The sequence below is a fragment of the Streptomyces sp. NPDC057616 genome (assembly GCF_042800575.1).
Classification (GTDB): domain Bacteria; phylum Actinomycetota; class Actinomycetes; order Streptomycetales; family Streptomycetaceae; genus Streptomyces.
In genome coordinates, this window is sequence record NZ_JBHVGU010000018.1 from 142,599 (window position 1) to 166,167 (window position 23,569).

Annotated in this window: 24 protein-coding genes; 16 read left to right on the plus strand and 8 right to left on the minus strand. The window is 69.4% G+C overall.

What is annotated here, in order from left to right:
* Both ACFU97_RS23520 and ACFU97_RS23525 read right to left on the minus strand, forming a co-directional pair.
* The coding region (locus tag ACFU97_RS23520) for a PAS domain S-box protein (RefSeq protein ID WP_384259651.1) at positions 1-339 on the minus strand (339 nt) is incomplete at its 3' end.
* A 173-nt stretch (positions 340-512) separates the two neighbouring features.
* Entirely contained in the window at positions 513-1,265 is a 753-nt protein-coding gene (locus ACFU97_RS23525) for an SDR family NAD(P)-dependent oxidoreductase (RefSeq protein WP_384259653.1), read from the minus strand.
* 165 nt (positions 1,266-1,430) lie between these two features.
* On the opposite strand from ACFU97_RS23525, the gene ACFU97_RS23530 reads away from it, so the two are divergent.
* From ACFU97_RS23530 to ACFU97_RS23540, 3 genes are all read left to right on the plus strand, one after another.
* Entirely contained in the window at positions 1,431-1,925 is a 495-nt protein-coding gene (locus ACFU97_RS23530) for a MarR family winged helix-turn-helix transcriptional regulator (protein WP_384259799.1), read from the plus strand.
* A gap of 185 nt (positions 1,926-2,110) precedes the next feature.
* On the plus strand, positions 2,111-2,770 hold the full coding sequence (locus ACFU97_RS23535) for a GNAT family N-acetyltransferase (protein ID WP_384259656.1): 660 nt from the start codon (positions 2,111-2,113) through the stop codon (positions 2,768-2,770).
* Positions 2,771-2,817: 47 nt separating this feature from the next.
* Positions 2,818-3,780, plus strand: coding sequence for a GAF domain-containing protein (locus ACFU97_RS23540; protein WP_384259658.1), 963 nt, complete (start codon positions 2,818-2,820; stop codon positions 3,778-3,780).
* 83 nt (positions 3,781-3,863) lie between these two features.
* Here ACFU97_RS23540 and ACFU97_RS23545 read toward each other — a convergent pair whose 3' ends face one another.
* On the minus strand, positions 3,864-4,211 hold the full coding sequence (locus ACFU97_RS23545) for a hypothetical protein (RefSeq protein WP_384259660.1): 348 nt from the start codon (positions 4,209-4,211) through the stop codon (positions 3,864-3,866).
* Between the two features lie 311 nt (positions 4,212-4,522).
* Here ACFU97_RS23545 and ACFU97_RS23550 point away from each other — a divergent pair, with 311 nt between their 5' ends.
* Both ACFU97_RS23550 and ACFU97_RS23555 read left to right on the plus strand, forming a co-directional pair.
* Positions 4,523-5,458: an SDR family NAD(P)-dependent oxidoreductase gene (locus tag ACFU97_RS23550; RefSeq protein WP_384259663.1), complete on the plus strand. Its 936-nt coding sequence runs from the start codon at positions 4,523-4,525 to the stop codon at positions 5,456-5,458.
* Positions 5,459-5,535: 77 nt separating this feature from the next.
* Positions 5,536-6,156, plus strand: coding sequence for a TetR/AcrR family transcriptional regulator (locus ACFU97_RS23555; protein WP_384259665.1), 621 nt, complete (start codon positions 5,536-5,538; stop codon positions 6,154-6,156).
* 15 nt (positions 6,157-6,171) lie between these two features.
* Here the strand turns inward: ACFU97_RS23555 and ACFU97_RS23560 are convergent, their stop codons facing one another.
* Entirely contained in the window at positions 6,172-7,332 is a 1,161-nt protein-coding gene (locus ACFU97_RS23560; RefSeq protein WP_384259801.1) for an AI-2E family transporter, read from the minus strand.
* Between the two features lie 171 nt (positions 7,333-7,503).
* On the opposite strand from ACFU97_RS23560, the gene ACFU97_RS23565 reads away from it, so the two are divergent.
* The 3 genes from ACFU97_RS23565 to ACFU97_RS23575 all read left to right on the plus strand — a co-directional run bounded on the left by ACFU97_RS23565 (position 7,504) and on the right by ACFU97_RS23575 (position 11,125).
* Positions 7,504-7,857 (plus strand): hypothetical protein, encoded by a 354-nt coding sequence (locus ACFU97_RS23565; RefSeq protein ID WP_384259668.1) that lies wholly within the window; start codon positions 7,504-7,506, stop codon positions 7,855-7,857.
* Positions 7,858-7,945: 88 nt separating this feature from the next.
* Positions 7,946-9,994 carry an ATP-binding protein gene (locus tag ACFU97_RS23570; RefSeq protein WP_384259670.1) on the plus strand — a complete coding sequence of 683 codons (2,049 nt, stop codon included), beginning with the start codon at positions 7,946-7,948 and terminating at the stop codon, positions 9,992-9,994.
* A gap of 297 nt (positions 9,995-10,291) precedes the next feature.
* On the plus strand, positions 10,292-11,125 hold the full coding sequence (locus tag ACFU97_RS23575; RefSeq protein WP_384259673.1) for a PIG-L family deacetylase: 834 nt from the start codon (positions 10,292-10,294) through the stop codon (positions 11,123-11,125).
* Between the two features lie 77 nt (positions 11,126-11,202).
* On the opposite strand, the gene ACFU97_RS23580 is transcribed toward ACFU97_RS23575, so the two are convergent.
* Genes ACFU97_RS23580 through ACFU97_RS23590 form a run of 3 tightly spaced genes read right to left on the minus strand, consistent with a single transcriptional unit; the run spans position 11,203 to position 13,317 of the window.
* Positions 11,203-12,195 carry an aldo/keto reductase gene (locus ACFU97_RS23580; RefSeq protein WP_384259675.1) on the minus strand — a complete coding sequence of 331 codons (993 nt, stop codon included), beginning with the start codon at positions 12,193-12,195 and terminating at the stop codon, positions 11,203-11,205.
* Positions 12,196-12,240: 45 nt separating this feature from the next.
* Positions 12,241-12,747: a GNAT family N-acetyltransferase gene (locus tag ACFU97_RS23585; RefSeq protein ID WP_384259677.1), complete on the minus strand. Its 507-nt coding sequence runs from the start codon at positions 12,745-12,747 to the stop codon at positions 12,241-12,243.
* Between the two features lie 15 nt (positions 12,748-12,762).
* Complete coding sequence (locus ACFU97_RS23590; RefSeq protein WP_384259680.1) at positions 12,763-13,317, minus strand: dihydrofolate reductase family protein; 555 nt, start codon at positions 13,315-13,317, stop codon at positions 12,763-12,765.
* A 138-nt stretch (positions 13,318-13,455) separates the two neighbouring features.
* On the opposite strand from ACFU97_RS23590, the gene ACFU97_RS23595 reads away from it, so the two are divergent.
* Positions 13,456-14,448: a GlxA family transcriptional regulator gene (locus ACFU97_RS23595; protein ID WP_384259682.1), complete on the plus strand. Its 993-nt coding sequence runs from the start codon at positions 13,456-13,458 to the stop codon at positions 14,446-14,448.
* Between the two features lie 65 nt (positions 14,449-14,513).
* Here ACFU97_RS23595 and ACFU97_RS23600 read toward each other — a convergent pair whose 3' ends face one another.
* Positions 14,514-15,878 (minus strand): MFS transporter, encoded by a 1,365-nt coding sequence (locus ACFU97_RS23600; RefSeq protein WP_384259685.1) that lies wholly within the window; start codon positions 15,876-15,878, stop codon positions 14,514-14,516.
* Positions 15,879-15,973: 95 nt separating this feature from the next.
* Here ACFU97_RS23600 and ACFU97_RS23605 point away from each other — a divergent pair, with 95 nt between their 5' ends.
* From ACFU97_RS23605 to ACFU97_RS23635, 7 genes are all read left to right on the plus strand, one after another.
* Complete coding sequence (locus ACFU97_RS23605; protein ID WP_384259687.1) at positions 15,974-16,705, plus strand: FadR/GntR family transcriptional regulator; 732 nt, start codon at positions 15,974-15,976, stop codon at positions 16,703-16,705.
* Between the two features lie 339 nt (positions 16,706-17,044).
* Entirely contained in the window at positions 17,045-17,806 is a 762-nt protein-coding gene (locus ACFU97_RS23610; RefSeq protein WP_384259690.1) for a DeoR/GlpR family DNA-binding transcription regulator, read from the plus strand.
* Positions 17,807-17,887: 81 nt separating this feature from the next.
* Complete coding sequence (locus tag ACFU97_RS23615; protein ID WP_384259692.1) at positions 17,888-19,246, plus strand: ABC transporter substrate-binding protein; 1,359 nt, start codon at positions 17,888-17,890, stop codon at positions 19,244-19,246.
* Between the two features lie 79 nt (positions 19,247-19,325).
* Complete coding sequence (locus ACFU97_RS23620) at positions 19,326-20,285, plus strand: carbohydrate ABC transporter permease (RefSeq protein WP_384259694.1); 960 nt, start codon at positions 19,326-19,328, stop codon at positions 20,283-20,285.
* Positions 20,282-21,169, plus strand: a complete 888-nt coding sequence (locus ACFU97_RS23625) for a carbohydrate ABC transporter permease (RefSeq protein ID WP_384259697.1) — start codon at positions 20,282-20,284, stop codon at positions 21,167-21,169. Before ACFU97_RS23620 ends, ACFU97_RS23625 begins: the two co-directional genes overlap by 4 nt.
* Entirely contained in the window at positions 21,166-22,155 is a 990-nt protein-coding gene (locus ACFU97_RS23630; protein WP_384259699.1) for a zinc-dependent alcohol dehydrogenase family protein, read from the plus strand. Before ACFU97_RS23625 ends, ACFU97_RS23630 begins: the two co-directional genes overlap by 4 nt.
* A gap of 153 nt (positions 22,156-22,308) precedes the next feature.
* Positions 22,309-23,529: a cytochrome P450 gene (locus ACFU97_RS23635; RefSeq protein WP_384259702.1), complete on the plus strand. Its 1,221-nt coding sequence runs from the start codon at positions 22,309-22,311 to the stop codon at positions 23,527-23,529.
* Positions 23,530-23,569: the final 40 nt, after the last annotated feature.

A 23,569-nucleotide genomic window follows, 5' to 3' on the forward strand; every position in this document is an offset into this window, starting at 1 on the left:
GCCGTCCTTGCGCAGCCCGTGCAGCTCCAGCCCCGCACCCATCGGCCGCACCTGCCGGGTGGAGGCGTAGCCGTTGCGGTGGGCGGCATGCTTGTCGTGGAACCGGCCGGGGATGAGGATCTCGACGGGGTAGCCGAGGAGTTCGTCGCGCCGGTAGCCGAAGAGTGTCTCGGTCTGGGCGTTGACGAGTCTGATGGTTCCGGTGTCGTCCACGATCACCATCGCGTCGGGGGCCGCCTCCAGCAGTCCCCGGAACCGGTCCTCGGCGGTCGTGGGCTTGCTCGTCAGGGCGCGCCCGCGGAGTGGCCGCCCGACGGCTCCCGCCAGGCCAGTTGACACTGACGTACCTCTATCGCCCATATCTGACCTAACTGCCGGCTGATGCGCTAGGAGCCAGCTCAGCGCATCCCCCGCATCGCCACCCCCATCTGCCGCCTACTGGAGCCGAGTTGCCCGCGTTTGCCTGCCCTTGACCGGGTGGGGTTCTCGTTTGACATGAACGATTGAATCCCTCAAGCAGGCAGAGCGCTGCGCTCGCCGCCGTCGGCGAACAGGACGGCACCGTTGACGTACGAGCTGGCCGGACCGACCAGGAACGAGACGATGTCGGCGATCTCCTCGGGGCTTCCGGCCTTGCCGCGGGCGTTGGTCGTGTCCAGGACCGCGACGTGCTCGCCGAGCATCGCCTGCGTGCCCTCGGTGTGGACCGGGCCCGGGGAAACGGTGTTGACCCGCACGCCCGAGGGGCCGAACTCGGTCGCCCAGTAGCGCGTGAGGATCTCCGCGCCCGCCTTGGAGGCGCCGTAGGCGGCGCCGATCGGGGCGGGCAGACGGGCCGCGCTGGAGCCGACGATCACGACCGACCCGTGACCGCGCTCGGCCATGCCCGGCGCGAGCGCACCCACCAGGAGGAACGGGGCGCGGGCGTTGACCGCGACGTGCCGGTCGAAGCTCGCCGCGTCCGTCGCCGCGGTCGGGGCGAACTCGTACAGGCCCGCATTGCTGACCAGGATGTCCACGGCGCCGGCTTCGGCGGCCAGGCGCAGGGTGTCGTCGGCGTCGGTCAGATCGGCAGCGATGAAGCGGGCGGTTCCGCCCAGGGCCTCGATCTCCTTCATCAGGCTCTCGCCGCGTTCCTGGTCCCGGCCGTGCAGCACGATCCTCGCGCCCTGGCGGGCCAGCTTCCGGGCGACGGCCTTGCCGATCCCCGACGTCGCCCCGGTCACGAGTGCGGTACGGCCCTGCAGTGAGGTGCTGCTGCTCATCATCGATCCCTTGCGGTGGTGGTCTTGGCGACGGGCGCTGCGCGCATCGTGCGGATGCCGCCTCGGACACCGCCTCGGACACCATCCACTATGCATGGCAGATGTTCTGCCTACAAGACGATCTGTTGGGGAGCGGTTTGCTGGTAGGGTGGTCGCGTGAGCGATATGACGTCGGAGAACGGAACACGGGTCACCGGGGCCCAAGGGCCGCCACTGGAGACGGACCTGGGCTGGTCGATCCGCTTGGTCTCCGCCGCCTTCAGCCGTGTGGCCACCGAATCCGTCGCCGACCTGCCCGGGCGGGCGCGGGGCTACCTCGTGCTCATGGCACTGGCCGGCGGCGAGCCGCCCTCTCAGCTCGCACTGGCCAAGGCAGTGAGCCTCGACCGGACCGTCATGACCTACCTGCTCGACGACCTCGAAGCTCACGAGCTGATCTCGCGACGACCGGACCCCCGGGACCGCCGCGCGCGCCAGGTCATCCTCACCGACACCGGCCGCAGGCGACTGGAGCAGGTGCGGCGCAGCTTGGGGGCCGCCGAGGCGCGACTGCTGACACACCTCGGTGACGAGGACGCCGAGCAGCTCCGCGCCCTGCTCTCCCGTGTCGCGCGCAACGCCCAGCAGGAGAGGCTCGCACCCGACGACGCAGACTGCTGAAGCAAGTCCGAACGATCGTCCTCGGCCCGACACTTCCGGTCCCACAAGCCTCCGCAAGGGGGGCAACAGCACCGCATGAGAGTCCACCGGCCCAGGACGATCCAGAGCTCGGCACCTCACCATGGGAGCACTCCCGACGACGAGTTCACGCGCCGGAGACCGCGGTCCTGCGACACGGAGCAGCGATGAACCTTCAACCCCGTCCCGTGGACACGCCACCGCACTACCCGGCCGCCTACGAACGCGAGCTGCGGCTCAACGACGGCCGCCGCGTCGCGATCCGGCCGATCGTGCCGGCCGACGCGCCGGACCTGGCCGCGGCGATCCGGTCGGCGGACTCCGAGACGCTACGACGCCGCTTCCTCGGCGGCGCGCCACGCATCACGCCGGAACTGCTGGCCCGGCTGACCCAGCTGGACTACACGCACCGCTTCGCCCTGGTCGCAGCGGACGCCACGTCCGGGCAGGGCATTGCCATCGCACGCTACGAACGTCTGGCCGACGGCGTCGCGGAGGTCGCCGTCGCGGTGGACCCCGCCTGGCGCCGGGCAGGGCTTGCGACCGCGATGGTGGAGATCCTGGCCCAGGCGGCGCTGGAACGGGGCATCCACGGTTTCAGCGCCTCCTATCTCGCCGACAACCGCCCGGTGACGGCACTGTTGTCGCTTGCCGATGTCGCCCGTCCACGCCCGTTGGGACACGGACTGGCCGAGTCCGAGGTCGAGTTGGACCAGGGCGGCGTCGCTGCGGCCGTGCGCGCGATGAACACACGACCGAGTTCAGACCACCGTCAGAGGCATGCGCGACGGGCCGTACGACTGTTTGGTTCCGCGTCGCGGACGTAGCCTGATGGCGACGAGGGTACGGCCCCGAGCAAAGGCATGTGGTGCGCATGTCCGTGAACACCTCCCAGCACTTGCTGGTGCGGCTCGACCAGGTGCTGGCGTCGTACCGCGCGACGTGGCTGCGCCCACCACAAGGAGATGGCCTGGCCCGCGGGCTCGACCATCTCGGCGTGTACCTCGACCTCGCCCTCGACGAACCCGCTGCCGTTCAGCAGGTGCGGGAAGCGGCAGCCGGGCAGCGTGAGATTCCCCGGCTGGACACCGTACTTCCGACGATCACCGACACGGCGGTGGATCTCATGGGCGCCGAGTTCGGAAACATCCAGCTCGTCGACCCCGGGGACCGTTCGCTCGTCCTGGTCACCCACTCCGGCTTCCATGAGGGATTCAACGACCACTTCGCGGTGGTCCGCGACGACAGTTCCGTCTGCGGCCAGGCCGCCCGGACCAGCGCTCAGGCGGTCGTGGCCGATGTCCGGGAGGACCGGTCACTGGAACCGCACCAGGGGATCTTCCGCGCTGCCGGCGTCCGTGCCGTCCAGTCCACCCCGCTGATCGACCCGGCGGGCCGGATCATCGGCATGGTCTCCACGCACACGTCACAGCCCGGCCGGCCGTCCGATCGGGACCTGCGGCTCATGAAGCTCTACGGACGGCTCGCGGGCGAGGTCATCGCACGACACCTCGGCGACGCATCACCCACGACCCGTGAGAGCCCCGCCATCCGGCTGCCCGACGGCACCGCTCTGTCCTGGCCCGACGACCCATCGGTAGAACCGCAGGTGCGCCAAGCCCTGTCCGACACGATCAGCCGGATCTTCTCCGCCGGCCTGAACCTCGCCGGCACGCTCCAACTCGTCGCCCACGACGACCTCGCAGCGCGGCGGGTGCAGGCCGGCCTTGATGACCTCGACGCAGCGATCCGGCAGGTCCAGCGGGTCGCGCTGGAGATCGGCATCCGGCGTTCCGGCCGGACCGGAACGGACGGGTCCCAGAGCACGGGGGCCTGATCCAGTAGGTCGACAAGGCCACTGATCGGTTGTCGGACATCGCTCGGCGCCGGGCCTCCACGACTGCGTCGGCGCCGGCGTCATCACCTCGTACGAGACATCCGACGTAGCGTCCGATGCGTCGGGGTGCTCTGCTTCGGTTCGGGGCCGTGGCGGGAGCCGATTCCCTCGTCCTCACACCCGACCCACATCGAGGGGTCGAACGGATCACGGGGGATGAAGACGACCTCGGGCTGCACGGGGTTCTGCCGCGGCTCGACTGCCGCCGCGCTCTGCTGCAGCAGGTCGAGGTCCTCCTGCAGGTGGTCGGCGTCCGCGCGGGCCCGGCGGACGTCCGGGCCGTCCCCGAGGTGGCTCTGGAGGCGATCCACCACTCGGGCCAGGTCGTCGAGAGCATGCCGAGCGTGCACCAACTCGTCGTGAACCGACATCGGTCCCTCACCTCCGGACGTGTTCGTGACGGAGCCCTCCACGGTCCGCCGCGGCGTGCTTGAGCCTTGCCCCTCCATGGTGTCCAGGTCGGCCACCTCCGCGTATGGGCCGTCAGGCCCGTCGGTCAGGGCCGAACAGCCGGACTCGAAGCGTCGTCGGTGGCGAGTCGGCCCGTCCCGGGTGCGGCCTCGAACCATTCATCGTGTCTGAACACACTGTATGGTTACTGGCGGAACAACCCGGCGGGAGCACTGCGGTGACCGCCGCCGGCCAAGAAGCCACCACCTTTTCCAGAGGCAGGACACAGCCAATGACGCGGACAACCACTCCATTCGGGATGCGCGCCACCGCCACGGAGGTACTCGACGGGGTCGATCTGGGCGGACGCCGGATGATCGTCACCGGCGGGTCCTCAGGGCTCGGCGCCGAGACGGTGCGCGCTCTCGCCGGTGCAGGTGCCGAGGTCACCATCGCCACACGCAACCCCGAGGCCGCCAAGGCGCTGGTCGAGGAATTCCCCGGGACGCGAGCCGTCGCCCTCGACCTCGCCGACCTGGATTCCGTCCGCGCCTTCTGCGACGCCTGGAGCGGCCCGCTCGACGGCCTCATCGCCAACGCCGGCGTGATGATGCTCGCGACCCGGCAGGTCAACGCCCAGGGCTGGGAGATGCAGCTCGCCACCAACTATCTCGGTCACTTCGGCCTGGCCGTAGGCCTGCGCTCCGCTCTGCGGAGTGCCGAGAACCCGCGCGTCGTCGTGGTCAGCTCCGGAGCGCAACTGCGGGCCGGATTCGACTTCGACGACCCGCAGTTCGAACGTCACCCCTACGACCCGTTCCTCGCCTACGCCCGGTCGAAGACCGCCGACGTACTGCTGGCCGTAGGAATCAGCCGGCGATGGGCCGAGGACGGCATCACCGCCAACGTCTGCGCACCGGGATGGATCCACACCAACCTCGCGCGCCATATCGACAAGGCGACCATGCAGGCTCTGGGCGCGATGGACGCGGACGGCAACCTCATCACGCCCGACCACTACAAGACCCCTGCTCAGGGCGCTGCCACCACGGTGCTCCTGGCCGCGTCGCCGCTCCTCGAGGGCGTGACCGGACGGTACTTCGAGGACAACCAGGAATCCGAAGTCGTCGACGGCGGCCCCGAGGCGATGGCGGGCGTGGCGAAGTGGTCCGTCGACCCGTCCATGGCCGACCGACTGTGGGACTACGCTCTTCCGGTGGTGCGCTGACCCGGTGCTCCCCGGGGCAATGGGCCGACGCCTCAGCTGCAAAAGAATCACCAGCGTGACTTGCGAGAAGGTTCCCGATGAGACCCGTGACCCGACGCCAGGCCGATCACCATGCGGCGCGCTCGGCTGCGACCGTGGCCCAGGTCATGTCCGCCCTTCAGCGGCTCCTCGATGCGGGCGAAGCCTTCTCCGAGATCAGCGTCCAGCGGATCCTGGAGGAGGCCGGGGTCTCCCGGGCCACGTTCTACGCGCACTTCCAGAGCAAGTCCGACGTCTTGGTACGGCTCACCAACGATCTTCGACAGTCGCTGCTGGCGCTTGCGCAACAGTGGGACCCGTCGGCCGGCCCCGACAGCCTCGCCGCGTTCTTCGAGGAAGTGGTCAAGATCCACCGGGCCCACCAGAGCGTCATCACAGCGGTCCACGAGGCGGCGGCCTACGACCCCACGGTGGATGACTTCTACACCGCAGACCTCGAAGGTTTCGACGAAACGGCCCTACGGTCCCTGCTCGCCGACCAGGCTGCCGGCTTGACCCCGGCCGGACTCGACGCGGTCTCCGCCAGCCGCATCATCGTCTGGGGCGGCGCTCAGGCGATCGCCCACCACATCCGCGTCGACGACGGCAGCGGCGACACGGTCTTCGCCCGCGAACTCGCACAGATCTGGTGGCACGGCGCCTACCGCCGGCCCAGTTGAACCCGGGCGCCGGACTCAGCCCGGCGTCCGCCCGCGCCGCCCCGTATCGGGCGGGGCGCGCAGTTCACCGAGCACCGCCCACGCCACCGACACCATCGGCACCGCCACGACGGCACCGATCACCCCGGCCAGGATGCCGCCGGCGATCACCGAGACGGCCACGACGACCGGGTGCAGCCGGACCGCCCAGCTCAACACCAGCGGATGAAGGACGTGGCCCTCGATCTGGCCCACGACGACGATCAGCGCGAGCACCACCAGCGCGATGACCGGCCCGCGCGACGCCAGGGCGACCACCGTGGCCACGCCCAGCGCTATGGGTGATCCCACCAGCGGGACGAAGGCGGCGAAGAACTCCAGCAGCGTCAGCGGCAGGGCCAGCGGCACCCGCAGCACGAACAGCGCGATGCCGACCAGCACCGCATTGGTGGCCGCCACGATGACGATGCCACGCGTGTATCCGGCGAAGGTCCGCCACGCCACCCGGCCCGCCCGGCCCCACGGGTCGCGCGCTTCCTGGGGCAGCCAGCCCTGGAAGCGCTGCCAGAACCGGTCACCGGAGTGGATGAAGAACAGCGAGCAGAAGAGCGCGAGCACCGCGGCGGTCAGCACCTCGACCAGCCGTCCGGCGCCGGTCACCGCACTGCTGATCAGCGCGGACCGATGCTCCGAGACGAAAGAGTTCACCTTGCTCTGAAGGTCCGACGTCACCGTGGGGCTCACATGGAGGGGAGGGCCCTGCAGCCACCGTTCGATGCGCCCGACGCCGCCGCTGAACTCCCGCCCCAGCCGATCCCATTCGCTCGCCACCAGCTCGCCGACCAGAGCCAGCAGACCGAGGACCGCCAGCAGGCTTCCCACGACGCTCAGCACCACCGCCACGACCCTCGGCAGCCACCGCGCCAGCAGATCGGCGAGGGGCCGCAGCACCGAGGTCACCACCAGGGCGAGGAACAGCGCGACGGCGACCAGCTGCAGCCGCCCCAGGATCACGAACCCCGCGTACACGGCCGCCCCGAGCACCAGCAACCGCCATGCGTACGCGGCACCCGTCCTCAGCCCGTGGTGCACGGTGACGCCGTTCCCCGCGTCCCGCGCCACCGTGGACGCCCTGCGCGCCCGGGCCACCGCGCCCACCCCGCGGGCAGGGCGACTGCCCAGCACGACGTACCGCATCCGCCGGCCGCCACCGGCGACCGTGCCCTGGCGCGAGGGCCGCGAAGCGCCGCTCACCTGCACGTCACCGCCTCGCCTCGTCGGAACCACGCAGCTACGTGTCCCCCGAGAGCACCCTTTCTAAAATCGCCGACCGCTCCACGGACCGAGCCGGCCCGCACCGCCGGCGCCTTGGCCGAGAACGGCCGCCGGGTGAAGGGGGCGGCACGGGACCGTTGTCGGCCGTGTCCGGAACAGCGAAGGCCGGCGCGGACGGCATCGAGGAGTGTTCTGGAGGCGCCCCTGATCCGGGCCGTCCGGGCCGGCGAGTTCCACAGCGGCCTGGCTCAGCACGGCACCGAGTCCCTCGCCGGAATCTGGGCCGGGGAGGGCCACGCCGCCCCCGCCTTCCTGGCGGAGCCGCGCAGCCCGGCGAAGGAGGAGGTCTTCGGCATCCTCGGAGCGCGAGCCCCGCATCTGCTGCCCGGTGGCGCCGACCAGGTGCGGTTCACGCAGATGCGTGAACTCGGGGACGCACGGCCGTAGCCAACTCATCGTAGAGACAGACCCGATGGGCCATGTGCCGATTGTCCATCTGGCCGTCACGCGTCAGATCGCACAGGAGGATGGCGACATGGCGTGGATGGTGTGGGGCGAGGAGAATTCGTTCGTCGGCCGGTCGGAGGAACTCGGGCTGATCGACGCGGCGATGAGCGGGAGCCGGCTGGTCACGCTCACCGGTACGGGCGGCGTGGGAAAGACGCGTCTCGCCCGTCGAGTTGCCTCCGCGGCACTCGAAGAGGCCGGCACCGAGCGCCACGTCGCCTGGGCGGACCTGTCCCCCCTGCTCAACACTCAGCTCCTGGCGGCCACCGTCGCAGATGCTCTCGATCTCGCCGACCACACTCCACGCCTGCCGGTGGAAGCGGTCTGTGCGTGGGTCGGTGACCGCAGGACGCTGCTGGTGCTCGACTCGTGCGAGCACCTGCTCACCGAGTGCCGCAGCCTGGTCGGCCGGCTCCTCACGGCCTGCCCGCATCTGCGGATTCTTGCCACCAGCAGGCAGCCGCTGCACGTGAGCAAGGAGGCGGTCGTGGAGATCCAGGCCCTAGCGTCGGTGCAGGAGGCGGTCGCCCTGTTCGCCGACCGTGCCGCGTCGGCCGGCAGGCCGCTCAAGGACGACGGCGATCAGCGGATGGCCGCGGACCTGTGCGATCAGCTGGAACGGCTGCCGCTGGCACTCGAGCTGGCCGCCGCGCAGTTACGGAGCATGTCGCTCGCGGAGCTCTGCGCGGGCGCGCGATCGGCGGTGGACCTTCCTCCGGCCGTGGAGCACACGACGCCGCGCCGGCACGCGGCCATGCGGACCGCCATCGGCTGGAGCCACGAGCTGTGCACCCCCTTGGAGAGGCTTCTGTGGGCACGGCTCTCCTTCCTGCCCGCCTCCTTCGACGGCCAGACCGATGGGCAGGTGGCCGGCGGCGGCCCGCTCTCACCGCTCCGTGTCCAGCGGACCCTGGCGTCGCTGTGCGACAAGTCAGTCGTCATCGAGAGGCACGGAACGTACCGGATGCTGGATGCCTTACGCGACTACGGCAGGATGTGGCTGACCGAGCTCGGCGCCGTGCGGGAGATGGCCCACCGTCACGCGGAACACGTCCTGGCGCAGACCCGGCAGGCCCACCACGAATGGTTCGGTCCCGCCCAGCGAGGCTGGTACCGGCGGATCGACTTCCTGCACGCGGACATCAGAATGGCGGCGGACTACCTCCTGGCGACCGACCCGGCCGCCGCCCTGGAGATGATCAGCAACGTCACCTTCTTCTGGGTCTGCTCCGGTTATCTGTACGAGGCCCGCCGCTACCTGGAGCAGGCGACCGCCCTCGCACCCGAGACCACACGGGACAGGATCTGGAGTCACGGCATGTGGTGCCTGGGACTCGCCCTGACCTTGCAGGGCGAGCACGACGCGGCACAGCTGAGGGCCGCCGACTGCCGCCGCGCCGCGGCAGCCGCCCTCGACGTGGAAGACCAGGGACGGGCCGCCTACCTGGACGGCCTGCTCCACCTCCTCCAGGGCCGCCCTCTTGCGGCGGCGTCCGTCGTCGAGTCGAAGACACTCCACTCCGCGGTGTCCCGGCCCGGTCGACTCACCGCCGCGACGGTCCTGTGCCGCCTCGTCCACGTCTTCGCCCTCACCGGGTGCGGACAGCTGGAGGAGGCCCGGCACGAGGCACTCGATCTCCGCGACGTCTGCCAGGCGTCGGAGGAGCACTGGACACGCTCCTACGCCGAGCACCAGCTGGCTCTCATCGCCTTGCTGGAGCGGCGCACCCAGGACGCCGTACTACACGCGCGTGCAGCCCTGGAAGGCAAGCAGCACATCGGGGACGCCTTCGGAATCGCCATGGTCATGGACGTCCTCGCCATCGCCCTGGCCGATTCGGGAGAGGAGCCGGCCGCGGCCTACGCCCTGGGGGCGGCGGCCCGCTTCTGGGAGACCGTCGGCCATCCGCAGCGCGGGACACCCGAGATGGCGTCGCTGCGGGACGAGTGTGAGGACCGGCTTGTCCGCAGCATGGGCGGCAGGCAGTACGTGGAGGTCCTTCGGCGCGCGGCCGCGTGCGACGGGCGCAAGCTCGTGGCCTGGGGCGCGGTCGGAGGGCCTCCGCCGGCGGGATGACCGAGTCCGGTTGCCGGCACGACCGACACGACCGCCGTCGTCCGAGGTCGTACCCCCGCCGTCCACCAGCGGCTGCTGCTCGTTCGGGTGGAAACGCCGGCCCATGAAGGATCTCGTGGCCGCACCGGGAACAGGCGGTCCGGCGGGCACTGTTGCATCGACGGAGGGACCGGTGCGCCGGCTGGGCCGGGATCACGGAGACCACAAGGTCGTGCGCCCGGCGGAACCGGGTCCCGGGATCGCGGACGTCCGAGGCATGCTCGGACCAGGACGTATATACGCAGGAGGACTTTTTTCATGACTGATCGACCCTTGACGCTCATGGCTGTGCACGCCCACCCCGACGACGAGGCGACCGGAACCGGAGGAGTCCTCGCGCGGTACGCGGCAGAAGGCGTCCGCACGGTTCTCGTGACGTGTACCGACGGTGCGTGCGGTGACGGACCGGGGGGTGCCAAGCCGGGCGATCCCGGGCACGATCCGGAGGCCGTCGCCCTGATGCGTCGGCAGGAACTCGAGGCGAGTTGCGGCGTGCTGAAGATCAGCGATCTGGAGATGCTGGACTATGCCGATTCCGGGATGATGGGCTGGCCGAGCAACGACGCTCCCGGATCCTTCTGGCAGACCCCCGTGGAGGAGGGCGCCGCCCGGCTCGCGGAGCTCATGCGGCACTATCAACCGGATGTGGTCGTCACCTACGACGAGAACGGTTTCTACGGCCATCCCGACCACATCCAGGCCCATCGCATCACGATGGCGGCGCTGGAGATGACCACGCTGACCCCGAAGGTGTACTGGACGACGATGCCCCGCTCGGGGATCAAGCGGTTCGGCGAGATCATGCGCGAGTTCGCCCCGGACATGCCGGAGCCCGATCCTGCGGAGGCCGCCGCGATGGCCGAGATCGGCCTCCCTGACGACGAGATCACCACGTGGGTGGACACCACCGCGTTCAGTGGCCAGAAGTTCGACGCGCTGGCCGCGCACGCCAGCCAGGGCGAGAACATCTTCTTCCTCAAGATGGGCAAGGAGAGGTTCGGCGAGTTGATGGGCGTGGAGACCTTCCAACGGGTCCAGGGCGCCACCGGCGCTGCCGTACCCGAGAACGATCTCTTCGCCGGACTGCGCTGACCCACCCGTCCGGAGCGGGGCACGGGCGACCTGGCCGGCCCCGCTCCGGCGAGCACCGACCTCTTCCCCAGATGCGGCTACGAGGCCATCAACACCGCGTCGATCTCGTCGAGTTCCGCCGAGGAGAACTCCAGCTTGTCGAGAGTTCCGAGGTTCGTCGCGAGCTGCTCCACCGAGCTGGCGCCGGTGACCACGGACGTGACACGTTCGTCCCGCAAGGCCCAGGCCAGGGACATCTGGGCGAGGCTCTGGCGTCGCCGCTCCGCGATCCGGGCAAGGGCTCGGAGCTTGGCGAGGAGGTCATTTGTGAGATCGTCCGCGGACAGGACCTCCGCCTTCTCCGCGCGAGAGCCCACAGGCACCGTCCCGTCCAGATACCGGTCCGTCAGCAGGCCCATCGACAGCGGCGCGAAGGCGATGCAACCGATGCCCTCTCCCCCGAGCGTGTCCAGCAGACCCCTCTCGATCGTCCTGGCCAGCATCGAGTAGTGGGCCTGGTGGACCAGCAGAGGCACGTTCATGCCGCGGAGGATCTTGGCCGCCTCCACGGTGGAGGGGCCGTCGTAGGACGAGATCCCGACGTGGAGAGCCTTGCCCTGGTGTACGGCATCGGCCAGCGCACCCATCGTCTCGTCGAGGGGGGTCTCGGGATCGGGGCGGTGGTGATAGTAGATGTCGACGTAGTCCACGCCCAGTCTGGCCAACGATTGATCGAGCGAGGCGTGCAGGTGTTTCCTCGACCCGTGATCTCCGTACGGACCGGGCCACATGTCCCATCCGGCTTTGGTGGAGACGACGAGTTCGTCACGGTGGCCCCGCAGATCGGTGCCGAGAACACGGCCGAAGAATTCCTCCGCCGCACCCGGCGGCGGACCGTAGTTGTTGGCGATGTCGAAGTGGGTGACTCCGGCGTCGAATGCGCAGCGGATCATTGCGCGGCCGCGCTCGCGATTGCCGTCTTCGCCGAAGTTGTGCCACAGGCCGAATGAGATGGCGGGCAGTTTCAGCCCGCTGCGGCCGCAGCGTCGGTACGGCATCGTCGCATGGCGGCGCTGCTCCATGTCGTGCATGTGGATGTCCTTGTCCGATGAGGTGTCCGTCCGGGGTGTGCGACGTCAGGCGCCGGCCGGAATCTCCTTGTTGGAGTAATACGCCTTGCCGAACGGGAAGGCGCCGGCCGTCCACTGGCGGAGCGCCCTGTAAAGGGTGACGTAGTAACCGCGCTCGTAGGCGTCAGGGGTCACCCACCAGCTCACATCGACGTCGAATTCCAGCTTGTCCTCGGTGAGTCGGGTTCGCCGGCCCATCGGATACAGGTAGCAGCAGCCGAGATAGCCGCCGCCGGACTCGTACACGGCATAGGCGAACGACTCGCCCTCGCGGAACTCGCATTCGTGCCAGACCAGGTCGACGAAGTTGAAGTCGGCGGTGACCGGTTCGACGGGCCAGGATCCACCTCGCGTCCGGCGGATGAGGTCGAGGCTGGCGTTGATCCCCCGGACGTCGTCGTCGAGGTGTTCACGGGTCAGTGCGGCGGCCCGGATGTCGTCGTAGGTCAGCTCGATCGGGGCGACCCACCCCGCGGGCAGGTTCAGACGCTTGACAAGCAGCTCGGTGTCCACGATGCATCGGCCCCCTCAGCGAGCTGAGACGCGGTAGGTGAGCATGACGATGCCGCTGTCGAGCTGGATCGTGTCGACGAGGTCGAACATGGCGCTGGATCCCGCCCGGAAGAGGAGATCGGTTCCCGTGCCGGTGCCGAGAATGAACGGGTGCACCCACAGGCGCAACTCGTCCAGCAGCCCGTTGGCCATGAGCTCGTGAGCGAGCTGACCGAATCCGTACTGCGCGATGTGGGCACCGGGTTGCTGCTTCAGATCGGCCACGGCGGCGATCGGGTCGTGATCGATGACGGTCGTGTTGTTCCACGCCGGGTCGGCGAGCGTTGTCGAGACGACGTATTTCGGAAGAGCGTTCATCCGGTCGCCGATGGGGATGCCGGCCAGGCCGGGCCATACGGCGGCGAAACTGTCGTACGTATGGCGGCCCATCAGCACGGCGTCGCAGTCCTCCAGCAGCTTCAGCTGGAGGTCATTCCCCTTGTCCCCGAAACCGCCCGTCGACGGCCAGTTCTGGGGATTCTGGATAACGCCGTCGAGAGTGACGTAGGTCGAATTGATGATCTTACGCACGGTGAACTCCCTCTCCGTGTCGGATCGGTCTCCTGCCGGCCGTTCGCCGCGCAACGGCCGGCGGCACGCCTCGATCCTGGACGATTCTCACCCGGCCCGGACAGCCGACCGCGTGCCTTCTTTCGATAGTTTGTCGTCATGCACCGGGTTGCCGTGATAGCCGCCGATCGAGTTGCCGGATTCGATCTCGTGGTGCCGGGTCAGGTGTTCGGCACGGCGCACTCGATGGACAAGCCGCCCGGGGCGCTCCTCGGTCATCCGTTGTACGAGGTCAAGGTCTGCGGCGAGCAGCCCGATCTCATGGTGACGGGCGTGGGCGGAACGGACCTGTTCCGTCTTTCCCCGCTGTACGACCTTGCCGAGGCCGTGGAGGCCGACACTGTCGTCCTGCCCGGCATGCCCACGCCCGAGGCCGAACCGACCGAGGTGATGCGCGTCGTGATGGCGGCGTACGAGCGGGGCGCACGCATCGCGGCCATCTGCAGTGGTGCGTTCCTGCTCGCGCGAACGGGACTTCTGAACGGCCGGCGCGCCACATGCCACTGGACGGACCTTGATGCCTTCGCGATGAACTTCCCGTCGGTGACGGTCGTTTCAGACGTGCTGTACGTCCAGGACGGCCGACTGGTCACCGCGGCGGGCGCGGCCACCGGCCTGGACGTCTGCCTCCACCTGATCCGCCAGGACTTCGGATCGGCGGTCGCCGATGACGTCGCCCGGCACTTCGTGGCCACACCGCAGCGTGATGCGGCGCAGGCTCAGCTCGTGGTGCACAAGGCGCCGCACCCCAGCGGCGACTCCCTCGAACCGACCATGCGGTGGCTGCGCGAGAACCTCGGCGAACCACTGACCCTCGCCGACATCGCCACGCACGCCGGTGTCAGCCCGCGAACCCTCAACCGGCGCTTCCGCCAGCAGGCCGGCACCACACCCATGCAGTGGCGGCTGCGGCTACGCATCCGCCACGCACAGGAGTTGCTCGAGACGACCACGATGTCGGTCGACCAGATCGCGCGGCACTGCGGGTTCGGCACGGCCGTCGCCCTCCGCCAGCACTTCGCACGACGGGTGCACCGGTCTCCCCTCGCCTACCGGCAGTCGGTCCGGGCCAACGGCACCGGCCACATCTGAACCAGATTCCCTGTCCACCACGTGACACCGGGCGACTCCGAGTGGCTCCGCCATTCGGCGCCCCCTCAATCACCCGAAACCGCATGCCCTTCCCGGGCGGAATCATGGGTCGCGAGCGTCGCGTGCGGGATGGTGATCTGGGGTGCCCGGCGTGGCATGAGCAGGAGCGCGGCCATGGCGACGACCGCGCAGCCGATGATGTACCAGCTGATGTAGGTGCTGGACCCGGTGTGCTGGAGGATCGCCGCGGCGATGAGCGGGGCCGGTCCGCCCGCGATGACCGAGGCGAGCTGATAGCCGAGCCCCGCACCGCTGTAGCGCACGTTCGTCCCGAACCCTTCGGCGATCAGCGCGGCCTGGGGCCCGTACTGGATGTCGTGGAAGACGAGGGAGAGCACGATGGCCAGCAGGGCGAGCCCCGAACTTCCCGTGTCGAGCAGGGCGAAGTAGGGGAACGCGAACAGACCGACGCAGCAGATCCCGATGCCGTAGACGAGCCGCCGTCCGAAACGGTCCGAGAGGTGGCCGAACAGCGGGACGCTGATCAGGCCGACGGCCGCCGCAACCAGTGTGTCGTTCAGCAACTCGCCCTTGGGGAGGCCGACTTCCTCCGTGCCGTAGGTGAGCACGAAGGTGATGAAGAGGTAGAAGGGCGCCTGCTCCGACATGCGGACGAAGGCGGAGGTCAGCACGGCGCGAGGCTGATGGCGCAGCACGCTCCAGACGGGCTGACGGACCACCACCCGCTCCTGCTTCACCTCGGTGAAGGCCGGGCTCTCCAGCACCCGCAGCCGTACGTACAGGCCGATGCCGATCAGCACCGCGCTGGCGAGGAAGGGCACACGCCAGCCCCAGCTGTCGAACCCTCCGCCCGCGACCGAGTTCATCAGCTTGACCATGCCGGTCGAGGCCAAGAGTCCCAACGGCACGCCGAGTTGCGGCCAGCTTGCCATCAACCCGCGCCGTTTCGGGGAGCCCCACTCCATCGACAGCAGGACCGAGCCACCCCACTCCCCGCCCACGCCGATGCCCTGAACGATGCGCAGCAGAACGAGAAGCACCGGGGCGGCGAGTCCCAGCGATGCGTAGCCGGGCAGGCAGCCGATGAGGAAGGTGCTCGCGCCCATCAGGAGGAGGGTGGTCACCAATGTGGACTTGCGCCCGACCCGGTCTCCGATGTGCCCGAAGATCGCGGCCCCGAGCGGCCGGGCCGCGAAGCCCACGAATTGCGTGGCGAAGGACGCGAGGACCCCGGTGTACGTGGCGTGGCCGGGGAAGAACACGTGCGGGAACACCAGCGCTGCGGCGGTTCCGTAGAGGAAGAAGTCGTACCACTCGATGGCGGTGCCCACCGTGCTGGCGATCACTGCGCGGCGTCGATGTCCGAGTGTCGCTTCGGGGACGGTTGCGGGGGCGTGCCTGGTGGTCATGACGACTCCCAAAAGTGGTTGAACCACTGACCCACTGAACGAGTTTCGGAGAGAGTGCTAGCCTCCAGGAGGGGTGTCAAGAGGGGGCGCGGGGGATGAGCGAAGCTCTACGACCGATCGGCCGTCCACGGCTGTACGAGCAGCTGGTCGAGCGCCTCCACGCCTACATCGAGGAAGCCGCCCTCCAGCCGGGCGACCGGCTGCCCGCCGAGCGTGAGCTGGCAGAGCGGCTCGGCGTCAGCCGCAACTCCGTCAAACAGGCCACCGTCGTGCTGGAAGTCCAGGGTGTGGTCGAGATCCGTCACGGCGGCGGGACCTATCTGCGCCGCAGGGATCTGCCGGCCGAGCCCGTCGCCGCTCTGCTCGACCGGCGCCAGCGGCTCCCCGACGTCCTCGACGCCCGGGAGGCGATCGAGACGAAGATGGCCGAACTCGCCGCGGTCCGGCGTACGGAGGACGATCTCGCCGCGATGGACGCGGCACTGGACGCCATGCGGGCCGCCATCCGGGCCGGCGACCTCGGCTGCGAGGCGGACCGGGACTTCCACGCGGCCGTCGCCGGGGCGTCGCACAACCCCGTTCTCATCGAGTTCTACCGGCAGTTGGCACCGCAGATCGCCGAGACGCGCGCCGAGTCCCTGCGCCAGCCCGGCAGGCCGCCGCGCTCTCTCGCACAGCACCAGCGGATAGCCGACGCGATCCGCGCCGGGAACGGACGCCAGGCCGCTGCCGCCGCACGCCGCCACGTCCGCACCGTGGGCAACGTCCGGCTGCTCTCCTGGCACCCGGGCGACGAACCCGCGCCGGACGGCGGTTCCCAGTACTAGCGGCGGTTCCCTGCAAGACGACGCTCGGGGCCGTCAGGCCGCTGACGGTCGACACATGTGCGGCCGTCGTCCTGATCCACCCGGAAACGGGCACCGAGCGGGCACGACTCAGCCACCGAACAGGCTTCGGCCTCCCGCGCCCCGGGCCCTCCACCCCGTCGACCAGCGCCATGCGTCCCGGAAAACGGGCATATTCGGTCACCGACTTCGCTACGACGAGCCTGGTCAGTAGGCGCGATCCGCTTGTACAAATTTGGCCACCAGAGCCCGACCGGGCCGGGCTCCGGAACACCGCCCACTCGGGCACCCATGACGGAGTCGTGAAACGGAGGTGTCGCCGTGGACGCCGATGAACGAAGACGCGGGATCCTGGAGACGGCACGCCGTGACGGATCGGTCGACGTCGTGAAGCTCGCCACCGACCTCGACGTCTCCAAGGAGACCGTACGGCGAGATCTGAACCTGCTGGAGCGGCACGGCCTGGTCCGGCGCACGCACGGCGGCGCCCACCCCGTGGAGAGCGCCGGCTTCGAGACCACGCTCGCGATCCGGACCACCCTGCACGTCCCCGAGAAGGCCCGGATCGCGTCCGCCGCGGCCGAGCTCCTCGGCGACGCGGAAACCGTCTACATCGACGAGGGCTACACCCCCCAGCTCATCGCCGCCGCCCTCCCCCGCGACCGGCCACTGACCGTGGTCACCTCCTCCCTGTCCACCGCGGGCGCCCTGTCGTCGGCGGAGAACATCAACGTGCTGCTGCTCGGCGGCCGGGTGCGTGGCGGGACCCTCGCCACAGTCGACCACTGGGCCACCCGCATGCTGTCCGGCTTCGCCATCGACCTGGCGTACGTCGGCGCGAACGGCATCTCCCGCGAGTACGGCCTCACCACCCCCGACCCCGCGGTCGGCGCACTCAAGGCCGAGGTCATGCGCGTCGCCAAACGCCGGGTGTTCTCCGGCGTCCACACCAAGTTCGGTGCCGTGAGCTTCTGCCGCTTCGCGCAGGTCACGGACTTCGAGGCCGTCGTCACCGACACGGGACTGCACAGTTCCGAGGCCCGCCGCTACGCACTGCTCGGCCCCCAGGTCATCCAGGCCTGAGCCGCAGTCCATCCCCCCATGCACCCATCCCGCAAGGCCGGGGCCTGGTTCCCCATGCCCTCGAACACCCTGGAGTCAGTCATGCGTACACGGAGAATGGTCCACGTCCTCGCCACAGCCACGGCCGCGGGCTCCCTGCTGGTCGCCTGCAGCGGGGCGGGAGGTTCCTCGAGCTCCGGTGGCGGCGGCAAGAGCATCAACGTGCTGATGGTCGGCAACCCGCAGATGGAGGACATCCAGAAGCTGACCAAGAGCACCTTCACCAAGGACACCGGCATCAAGGTCAACTTCACGGTTCTGCCCGAGAACGAGCTGCGCGACAAGGTCACCCAGGACATCGCCACCCAGGCCGGCCAGTACGACGTCGCGACCATCGGCGCCTACGAGGTGCCCATCTGGACCAAGAACGGCTGGCTGCACGAACTCGGCTCCTACGCCGACAAGGACGCGAGCTTCGACAAGGCCGACCTGCTCAAGCCGATCGTCACGTCGCTGTCCGGCTCAGACGGCAAGCTCTACGCCCTGCCGTTCTACGGCGAGTCGTCCTTCCTCATGTACAACAAGGACGTCATGAAGGCGAAGGGCGTCACGGTGCCCGAGCACCCGACCTGGCAGCAGATCGCCGACATCGCGGCCAAGGTCGACGGCGCCGAACCCGGCATGCGGGGCATCTGCCTGCGCGGACTTGCCGGTTGGGGCGAACTGGGTGCGCCGCTGACCACGGTGGTCAACACCTTCGGCGGCACCTGGTTCACCAAGGACTGGAAGGCCGAGGTCAGCAGCCCCGCGTTCAAGAAGGCGACGAACTTCTACGTCGACCTGGTCAAGAAGCACGGTGAGGCGGGGGCGGCACAGTCCGGCTTCACCGAGTGCCTGAACGCCATGAGCCAGAAGAAGGTCGCGATGTGGTACGACGCGACCAGCGCCGCCGGATCTCTGGAGGACCCCAGCGCCAGCAAGATCGCCGGTCACGTCGGCTACGCCTACGCCCCGACCGCCGAGACCAGGAGCAGCGGCTGGCTGTGGAGTTGGGCCTGGGCCATGCCCAAGACCACCAAGAACGCCGACGCCGCCTCGAAGTTCATGCTGTGGGCGTCCAGCAAGAAGTACGAGAAGCTCGTCGGCGAGAAGCTCGGCTGGGCGCGCGTGCCGTCGGGCAAGCGGGCGAGCACGTACGCCATCCCGCAGTACCAGAAGGCCGCCGCCTCCTTCGGCGACCTCACCCTGAAGTCCATCGAGGCGGCCGACCCGGCCAACCCGGGCGTCCAGCCCCGGCCGACCGTCGGCGTCCAGTACGTGGCCATCCCCGAGTTCCAGGATCTCGGCACCAAGGTCACCCAGGAGATCTCCGCCGCCATCGCCGGCAAGACCGGCGTGGACAAGGCACTGAGCGACGGCCAGAAGCTCGCGGAGAACGTCGCCAAGAACTACCAGAAGTGACCTTCATCGCCTGGCCGGCCCCCGCGCCGGCCGGGCGCCGCCTTCCCCACCCCGGCCGTCACCGGCAGAGGAACCAGCCATGACCACGCTCACCGCCCCACCCAAGACAGCACCATCCCCCAGCAGATCGCGCACCTCCACGGCCGCCGGCTCATGGAAGCGCCGTCTCCCGCTGCTGCCGGCCCTGGTCTTCACCATCGTCGTCACCCAACTGCCCTTCGTGGCCACGCTGGTGATCTCCACCCTCCAGTGGAACATCCTCAAGCCGGGCGAGAGGCACTTCGTCGGCCTGTCCAACTTCAGGTTCGTCTTCACCGACGAGCGGCTGCGTACGGCGGTCCTCAACACCGTCGTGCTCACCGCGTCCGTGGTCATCATCAGCGTGGTCCTCGGCCTGGGGCTGGCCATGCTGCTCGACCGCAGGTTCGCCGGCCGAGGTCTGGCGCGGACGATGCTCATCGCGCCCTTCCTCGTCATGCCGGTCGCGGCGGCGCTGCTGTGGAAACACGCCATCTACAACCCCGACTACGGCCTGCTGAACGGCACCCTCAACGCCGTATGGCGCCTGTTCGGCGCCGCCAACGGCCCCACGGTGGACTGGGTTTCGTCGTACCCCATGCCCGCGGTCGTCATCTCTCTGGTGTGGCAGTGGACGCCGTTCATGATGCTGATCCTGCTCGCGGGTCTTCAGGCGCAGCCCGGTGACGTGCTGGAGGCGGCCCGGATGGACGGGGCCTCGGCGACGCAGACGTTCCGGCACATCACGCTCCCGCACCTGCGCCAGTACATCGAGCTGGGCGTCCTGCTCGGCACGATCTACGTCGTGCAGACCTTCGACGCCGTCTACACCATCACCCAGGGCGGCCCCGGCTCGCAGACGACCAACCTGCCCTACGAGATCTATCTGACCATGTTCCGCAAGTACGAGTACGGCCAGGCGGCCGCCGCCGGCGTCGTCGTCGTCCTCGGCTCGATCGTGATCGCGACCTTCGCGCTGCGCACCATCGCGTCGCTGTTCCGGGAGGAGGTGTCCCGATGACCGCTCACGCGGCGCCCGCCGCTCCCGGGGCGAGGCTCAGGAAGCTCGTCCGCCGCCGCGGCGACCACGGCGACGCGCCGAGGCTGTCCCCGCTGTGGACCTTCGTCGCCTGGCTCGCCACCCTGGCGTTCTTCGCTCCGGTTGCCTGGATGGTGCTCACCTCCTTCCACCAGGAGGCGGACGCGGCCACCAACCCGCCCAGCCTCCTCGCCCCCGTCACCTTCGACCAGTACAAGCTGCTGTTCAGCCGGGACATCACCCCGTTCCTCCTCAACTCGGCGATGGCCAGCGTCATTTCGACCCTGCTGGTGCTCGCCCTCGCGGTGCCGACGGCCTACGCGCTGTCCATCAAGCCGGTCAAGAAGTGGACCGACGTGATGTTCTTCTTCCTGTCCACGAAGTTCCTGCCCGCCATCGCGGCCCTGCTGCCCGTGTACCTGATCGTCAAGGACGCCGGGATGCTGGACAACGTGTGGACGCTGATCGTCCTCTACACCGCCATGAACCTCCCGATCGCGGTGTGGATGATGCGCTCCTTCCTCGCCGAGGTCCCCAAGGAGATCCTCGAGGCGGCCGAGGTCGACGGCGCCAACCTGCTCACCGTGCTGTGGCGGATCGTCGCGCCCGTCGCCATGCCGGGCCTCTCCGCCACCTCACTGATCTGCTTCATCTTCAGCTGGAACGAGTTCATGTTCGCGGTCAACCTCACCGCGACCAACGCCTCCACCGCACCCGTCTTCCTGGTCGGCTTCATCACCAGTGAAGGGCTCTTCCTCGCCCGGCTGTGTGCCGCCGCCACGCTGGTGTCCCTGCCGGTCCTCATCGCCGGTTTCGCCGCCCAGGACAAACTCGTCCGCGGCCTGTCCCTAGGAGCAGTCAAGTGAAAGCCGCCGTCATCGAAGCCCCCGGCAAGGTCACCGTCACCACGGTCCCCGACCCCACCCCCGGGCCGCGCGAGGTCGTCGTCGACGTGGCGGCGTGCGGGCTGTGCGGGACCGATCTGCACATCCTCCAGGGCGAGTTCGCACCCACCCTCCCCGTCGTCCCGGGCCACGAGTTCGCCGGCGAAGTGGTCGGTCTCGGCAGCGAGGTCACCGAACTCGCCCTCGGCGACCGGGTCGCCGTCGATCCCTCGCTGTACTGCAACGAGTGCCACTACTGCCGGGTCGGCCGCAACAACCTCTGCGACCGCTGGCAGGCGATCGGCGTCACCGTGGCCGGCGGCGCCGCCGAGTACGCCGTGGCACCCGTCGCCAACTGCGTACGGCTGCCCGAGCACGTGGACGTCCAGGACGCGGCGCTGATCGAGCCGCTGTCCTGCGCCGTGCGCGGCTACGACGTGCTCAGCAGCAGGCTCGGTTCGCATGTGCTGATCTACGGCAGCGGGACGATGGGCCTGATGATGCTGGAGCTCGCCAAGCGCACGGGCGCCGCCTCGGTGGACGTCGTCGACATCAATCCCGAGCGGCTGGCCACGGCCGAGAAACTGGGCTGCTCCCAAGCGGCCGTCTCCGCCGACGAGTTGGGACGCCCGCACGGCTGGGAGGTGGTCGTCGACGCGACCGGAAACGCCGCCGCCATCCAGGACGGCCTGGACCGCGTCGCCAAGGCCGGAACCTTCCTGCAGTTCGGGGTCTCCGACTACGCGACGACGGCCACCGTCTCGCCGTACCGGATCTACAACCAGGAGATCACCATCACCGGTTCCATGGCGGTACTACACAGCTACGAGCGCGCGGCCGAACTCTTCGCCGCCGGCGTGCTCGATCCGCAGATCTTCATCAGCCACCGTCTGCCCCTGGCCCACTACCCCCAGGCGCTGGAGCAGTTCGCGGCCGGTCAGGGGCGCAAGATCGTCGTGCTTCCCTGACCCGGGGGCGGCGGGCCGACGTGGCGTCAACCGACCTTGTTCGCACAGTCGGTGGCGGGCCAGGATGGACGTGGCACCCCGCTGTCGGGACGTACACCGGCAGCCGGGAGGCCGGCGACCGGCAACCCTGGCGACCAGCACAGAGGCATGTGAATGACGCAGGCGGACACCACGTACACCGCGCCCACCCCGATCGACCTCGCGTCCCTGGGAGAGGACTTCACCCGCGACCCGTACCCCGTCTACGCGCGGCTGCGGTCCCGCGGTCCGGTCCACCGGATCCGGATGCCCGGAGGGGCGGAAGGATGGCTGGTCGTCGGGTACGAGGCCGCGCGGGCGGCCCTGGCCGATCCGCGCCTGTCCAAGGACTGGGACAAGGCCTCGCCTGCCCTGGGCATGACCACGGTCGCCGCGGGCCGGCACATGCTCTCGTCCGACCCGCCGCACCACACCCGGCTGCGCAAGCTGGTCGCCAAGGAGTTCACGCCACGTCGGGTGCAGGACCTGGAGCCCTGGGTGCGCCGGATCACCGACCGACTGCTGGACGACATGCTGGCCACCTCGAACGGCAGGGCCGACCTGGTGGCCGCCCTGTCGTACCCGCTGCCCATGTCGGTGATCTGCGAACTCATCGGAGTGCCGGCGTTGGACCGCAACGACTTCGCGGCGGCATCGAACACCGCACTGACCTCACCCGACCCCGCCGAGCAGCGCGAAGGGGCAGCCACGGCATCGCGCCTCATCGGCCAACTGCTGGCGGACAAGAAGCGGAACCCGGGTGACGACCTGCTCAGCGCACTGATCCGCGCGTCGGACGAGGAGGGCGACCGCCTCACCGCCGACGAACTGAACGGCACCGTCTGGCTGTTGATGGTGGCCGGTTTCGAGACCACCGTGAATCTCATCTCGAACGGCGTGCTCGCGCTGCTGACCCATCCGGACCAGCTGGCCATGCTCCGCGCCGACCCCTCCCTGATGGAGAACGCGGTCGAGGAGATGCTCCGCTACGACGGGCCGGTCGAGACGCCGACGTACCGCTTCACCACGGAGCCCGTCGACATCGCCGGCACCACCATCCCCGGTGACGGACAACTCGTCCTGGCCACCCTCGCCGACGCGGACCGCGATCCGGCCCGCTTCCCGGACCCGGATCGCTTCGACATCCGCCGGTCGGCCCGCGGGCATGTCGCCTTCGGCCACGGCATCCACTACTGCCTGGGGGCTCCGCTGGCGCGCCTGGAAGCGCGCGTCGCGATCGGGGCCCTTCTCGACCGGTGCCCGGATCTCGCACTCGACGTCCACCCGGCCGCGCTGACCTGGCGGGGCGGCATGCTCATCCGGGGCCCCCTGCACCTGCCGGTGCGCTGCCGCTGACGCCCGGCGACAAGCGTCCGGGACCGGCCCCCCCGCCCGG

Coding starts and splice junctions, on each gene's coding strand:
- ACFU97_RS23625 (WP_384259697.1), top strand. CDS start 20,282: ATGACCGCTCACGCGGCGCCCGCCGCTCCCGGGGCGAGGCTCAGGAAG.
- ACFU97_RS23595 (WP_384259682.1), top strand. CDS start 13,456: ATGCACCGGGTTGCCGTGATAGCCGCCGATCGAGTTGCCGGATTCGAT.
- ACFU97_RS23540 (WP_384259658.1), top strand. CDS start 2,818: ATGTCCGTGAACACCTCCCAGCACTTGCTGGTGCGGCTCGACCAGGTG.
- ACFU97_RS23545 (WP_384259660.1), bottom strand. CDS start 4,211: ATGTCGGTTCACGACGAGTTGGTGCACGCTCGGCATGCTCTCGACGAC.
- ACFU97_RS23620 (WP_384259694.1), top strand. CDS start 19,326: ATGACCACGCTCACCGCCCCACCCAAGACAGCACCATCCCCCAGCAGA.
- ACFU97_RS23635 (WP_384259702.1), top strand. CDS start 22,309: ATGACGCAGGCGGACACCACGTACACCGCGCCCACCCCGATCGACCTC.
- ACFU97_RS23600 (WP_384259685.1), bottom strand. CDS start 15,878: ATGACCACCAGGCACGCCCCCGCAACCGTCCCCGAAGCGACACTCGGA.
- ACFU97_RS23605 (WP_384259687.1), top strand. CDS start 15,974: ATGAGCGAAGCTCTACGACCGATCGGCCGTCCACGGCTGTACGAGCAG.
- ACFU97_RS23615 (WP_384259692.1), top strand. CDS start 17,888: ATGCGTACACGGAGAATGGTCCACGTCCTCGCCACAGCCACGGCCGCG.
- ACFU97_RS23560 (WP_384259801.1), bottom strand. CDS start 7,332: ATGCGGTACGTCGTGCTGGGCAGTCGCCCTGCCCGCGGGGTGGGCGCG.
- ACFU97_RS23555 (WP_384259665.1), top strand. CDS start 5,536: ATGAGACCCGTGACCCGACGCCAGGCCGATCACCATGCGGCGCGCTCG.
- ACFU97_RS23580 (WP_384259675.1), bottom strand. CDS start 12,195: ATGCACGACATGGAGCAGCGCCGCCATGCGACGATGCCGTACCGACGC.
- ACFU97_RS23535 (WP_384259656.1), top strand. CDS start 2,111: ATGAACCTTCAACCCCGTCCCGTGGACACGCCACCGCACTACCCGGCC.
- ACFU97_RS23550 (WP_384259663.1), top strand. CDS start 4,523: ATGACGCGGACAACCACTCCATTCGGGATGCGCGCCACCGCCACGGAG.
- ACFU97_RS23570 (WP_384259670.1), top strand. CDS start 7,946: ATGGCGTGGATGGTGTGGGGCGAGGAGAATTCGTTCGTCGGCCGGTCG.
- ACFU97_RS23525 (WP_384259653.1), bottom strand. CDS start 1,265: ATGAGCAGCAGCACCTCACTGCAGGGCCGTACCGCACTCGTGACCGGG.
- ACFU97_RS23575 (WP_384259673.1), top strand. CDS start 10,292: ATGACTGATCGACCCTTGACGCTCATGGCTGTGCACGCCCACCCCGAC.
- ACFU97_RS23530 (WP_384259799.1), top strand. CDS start 1,431: ATGACGTCGGAGAACGGAACACGGGTCACCGGGGCCCAAGGGCCGCCA.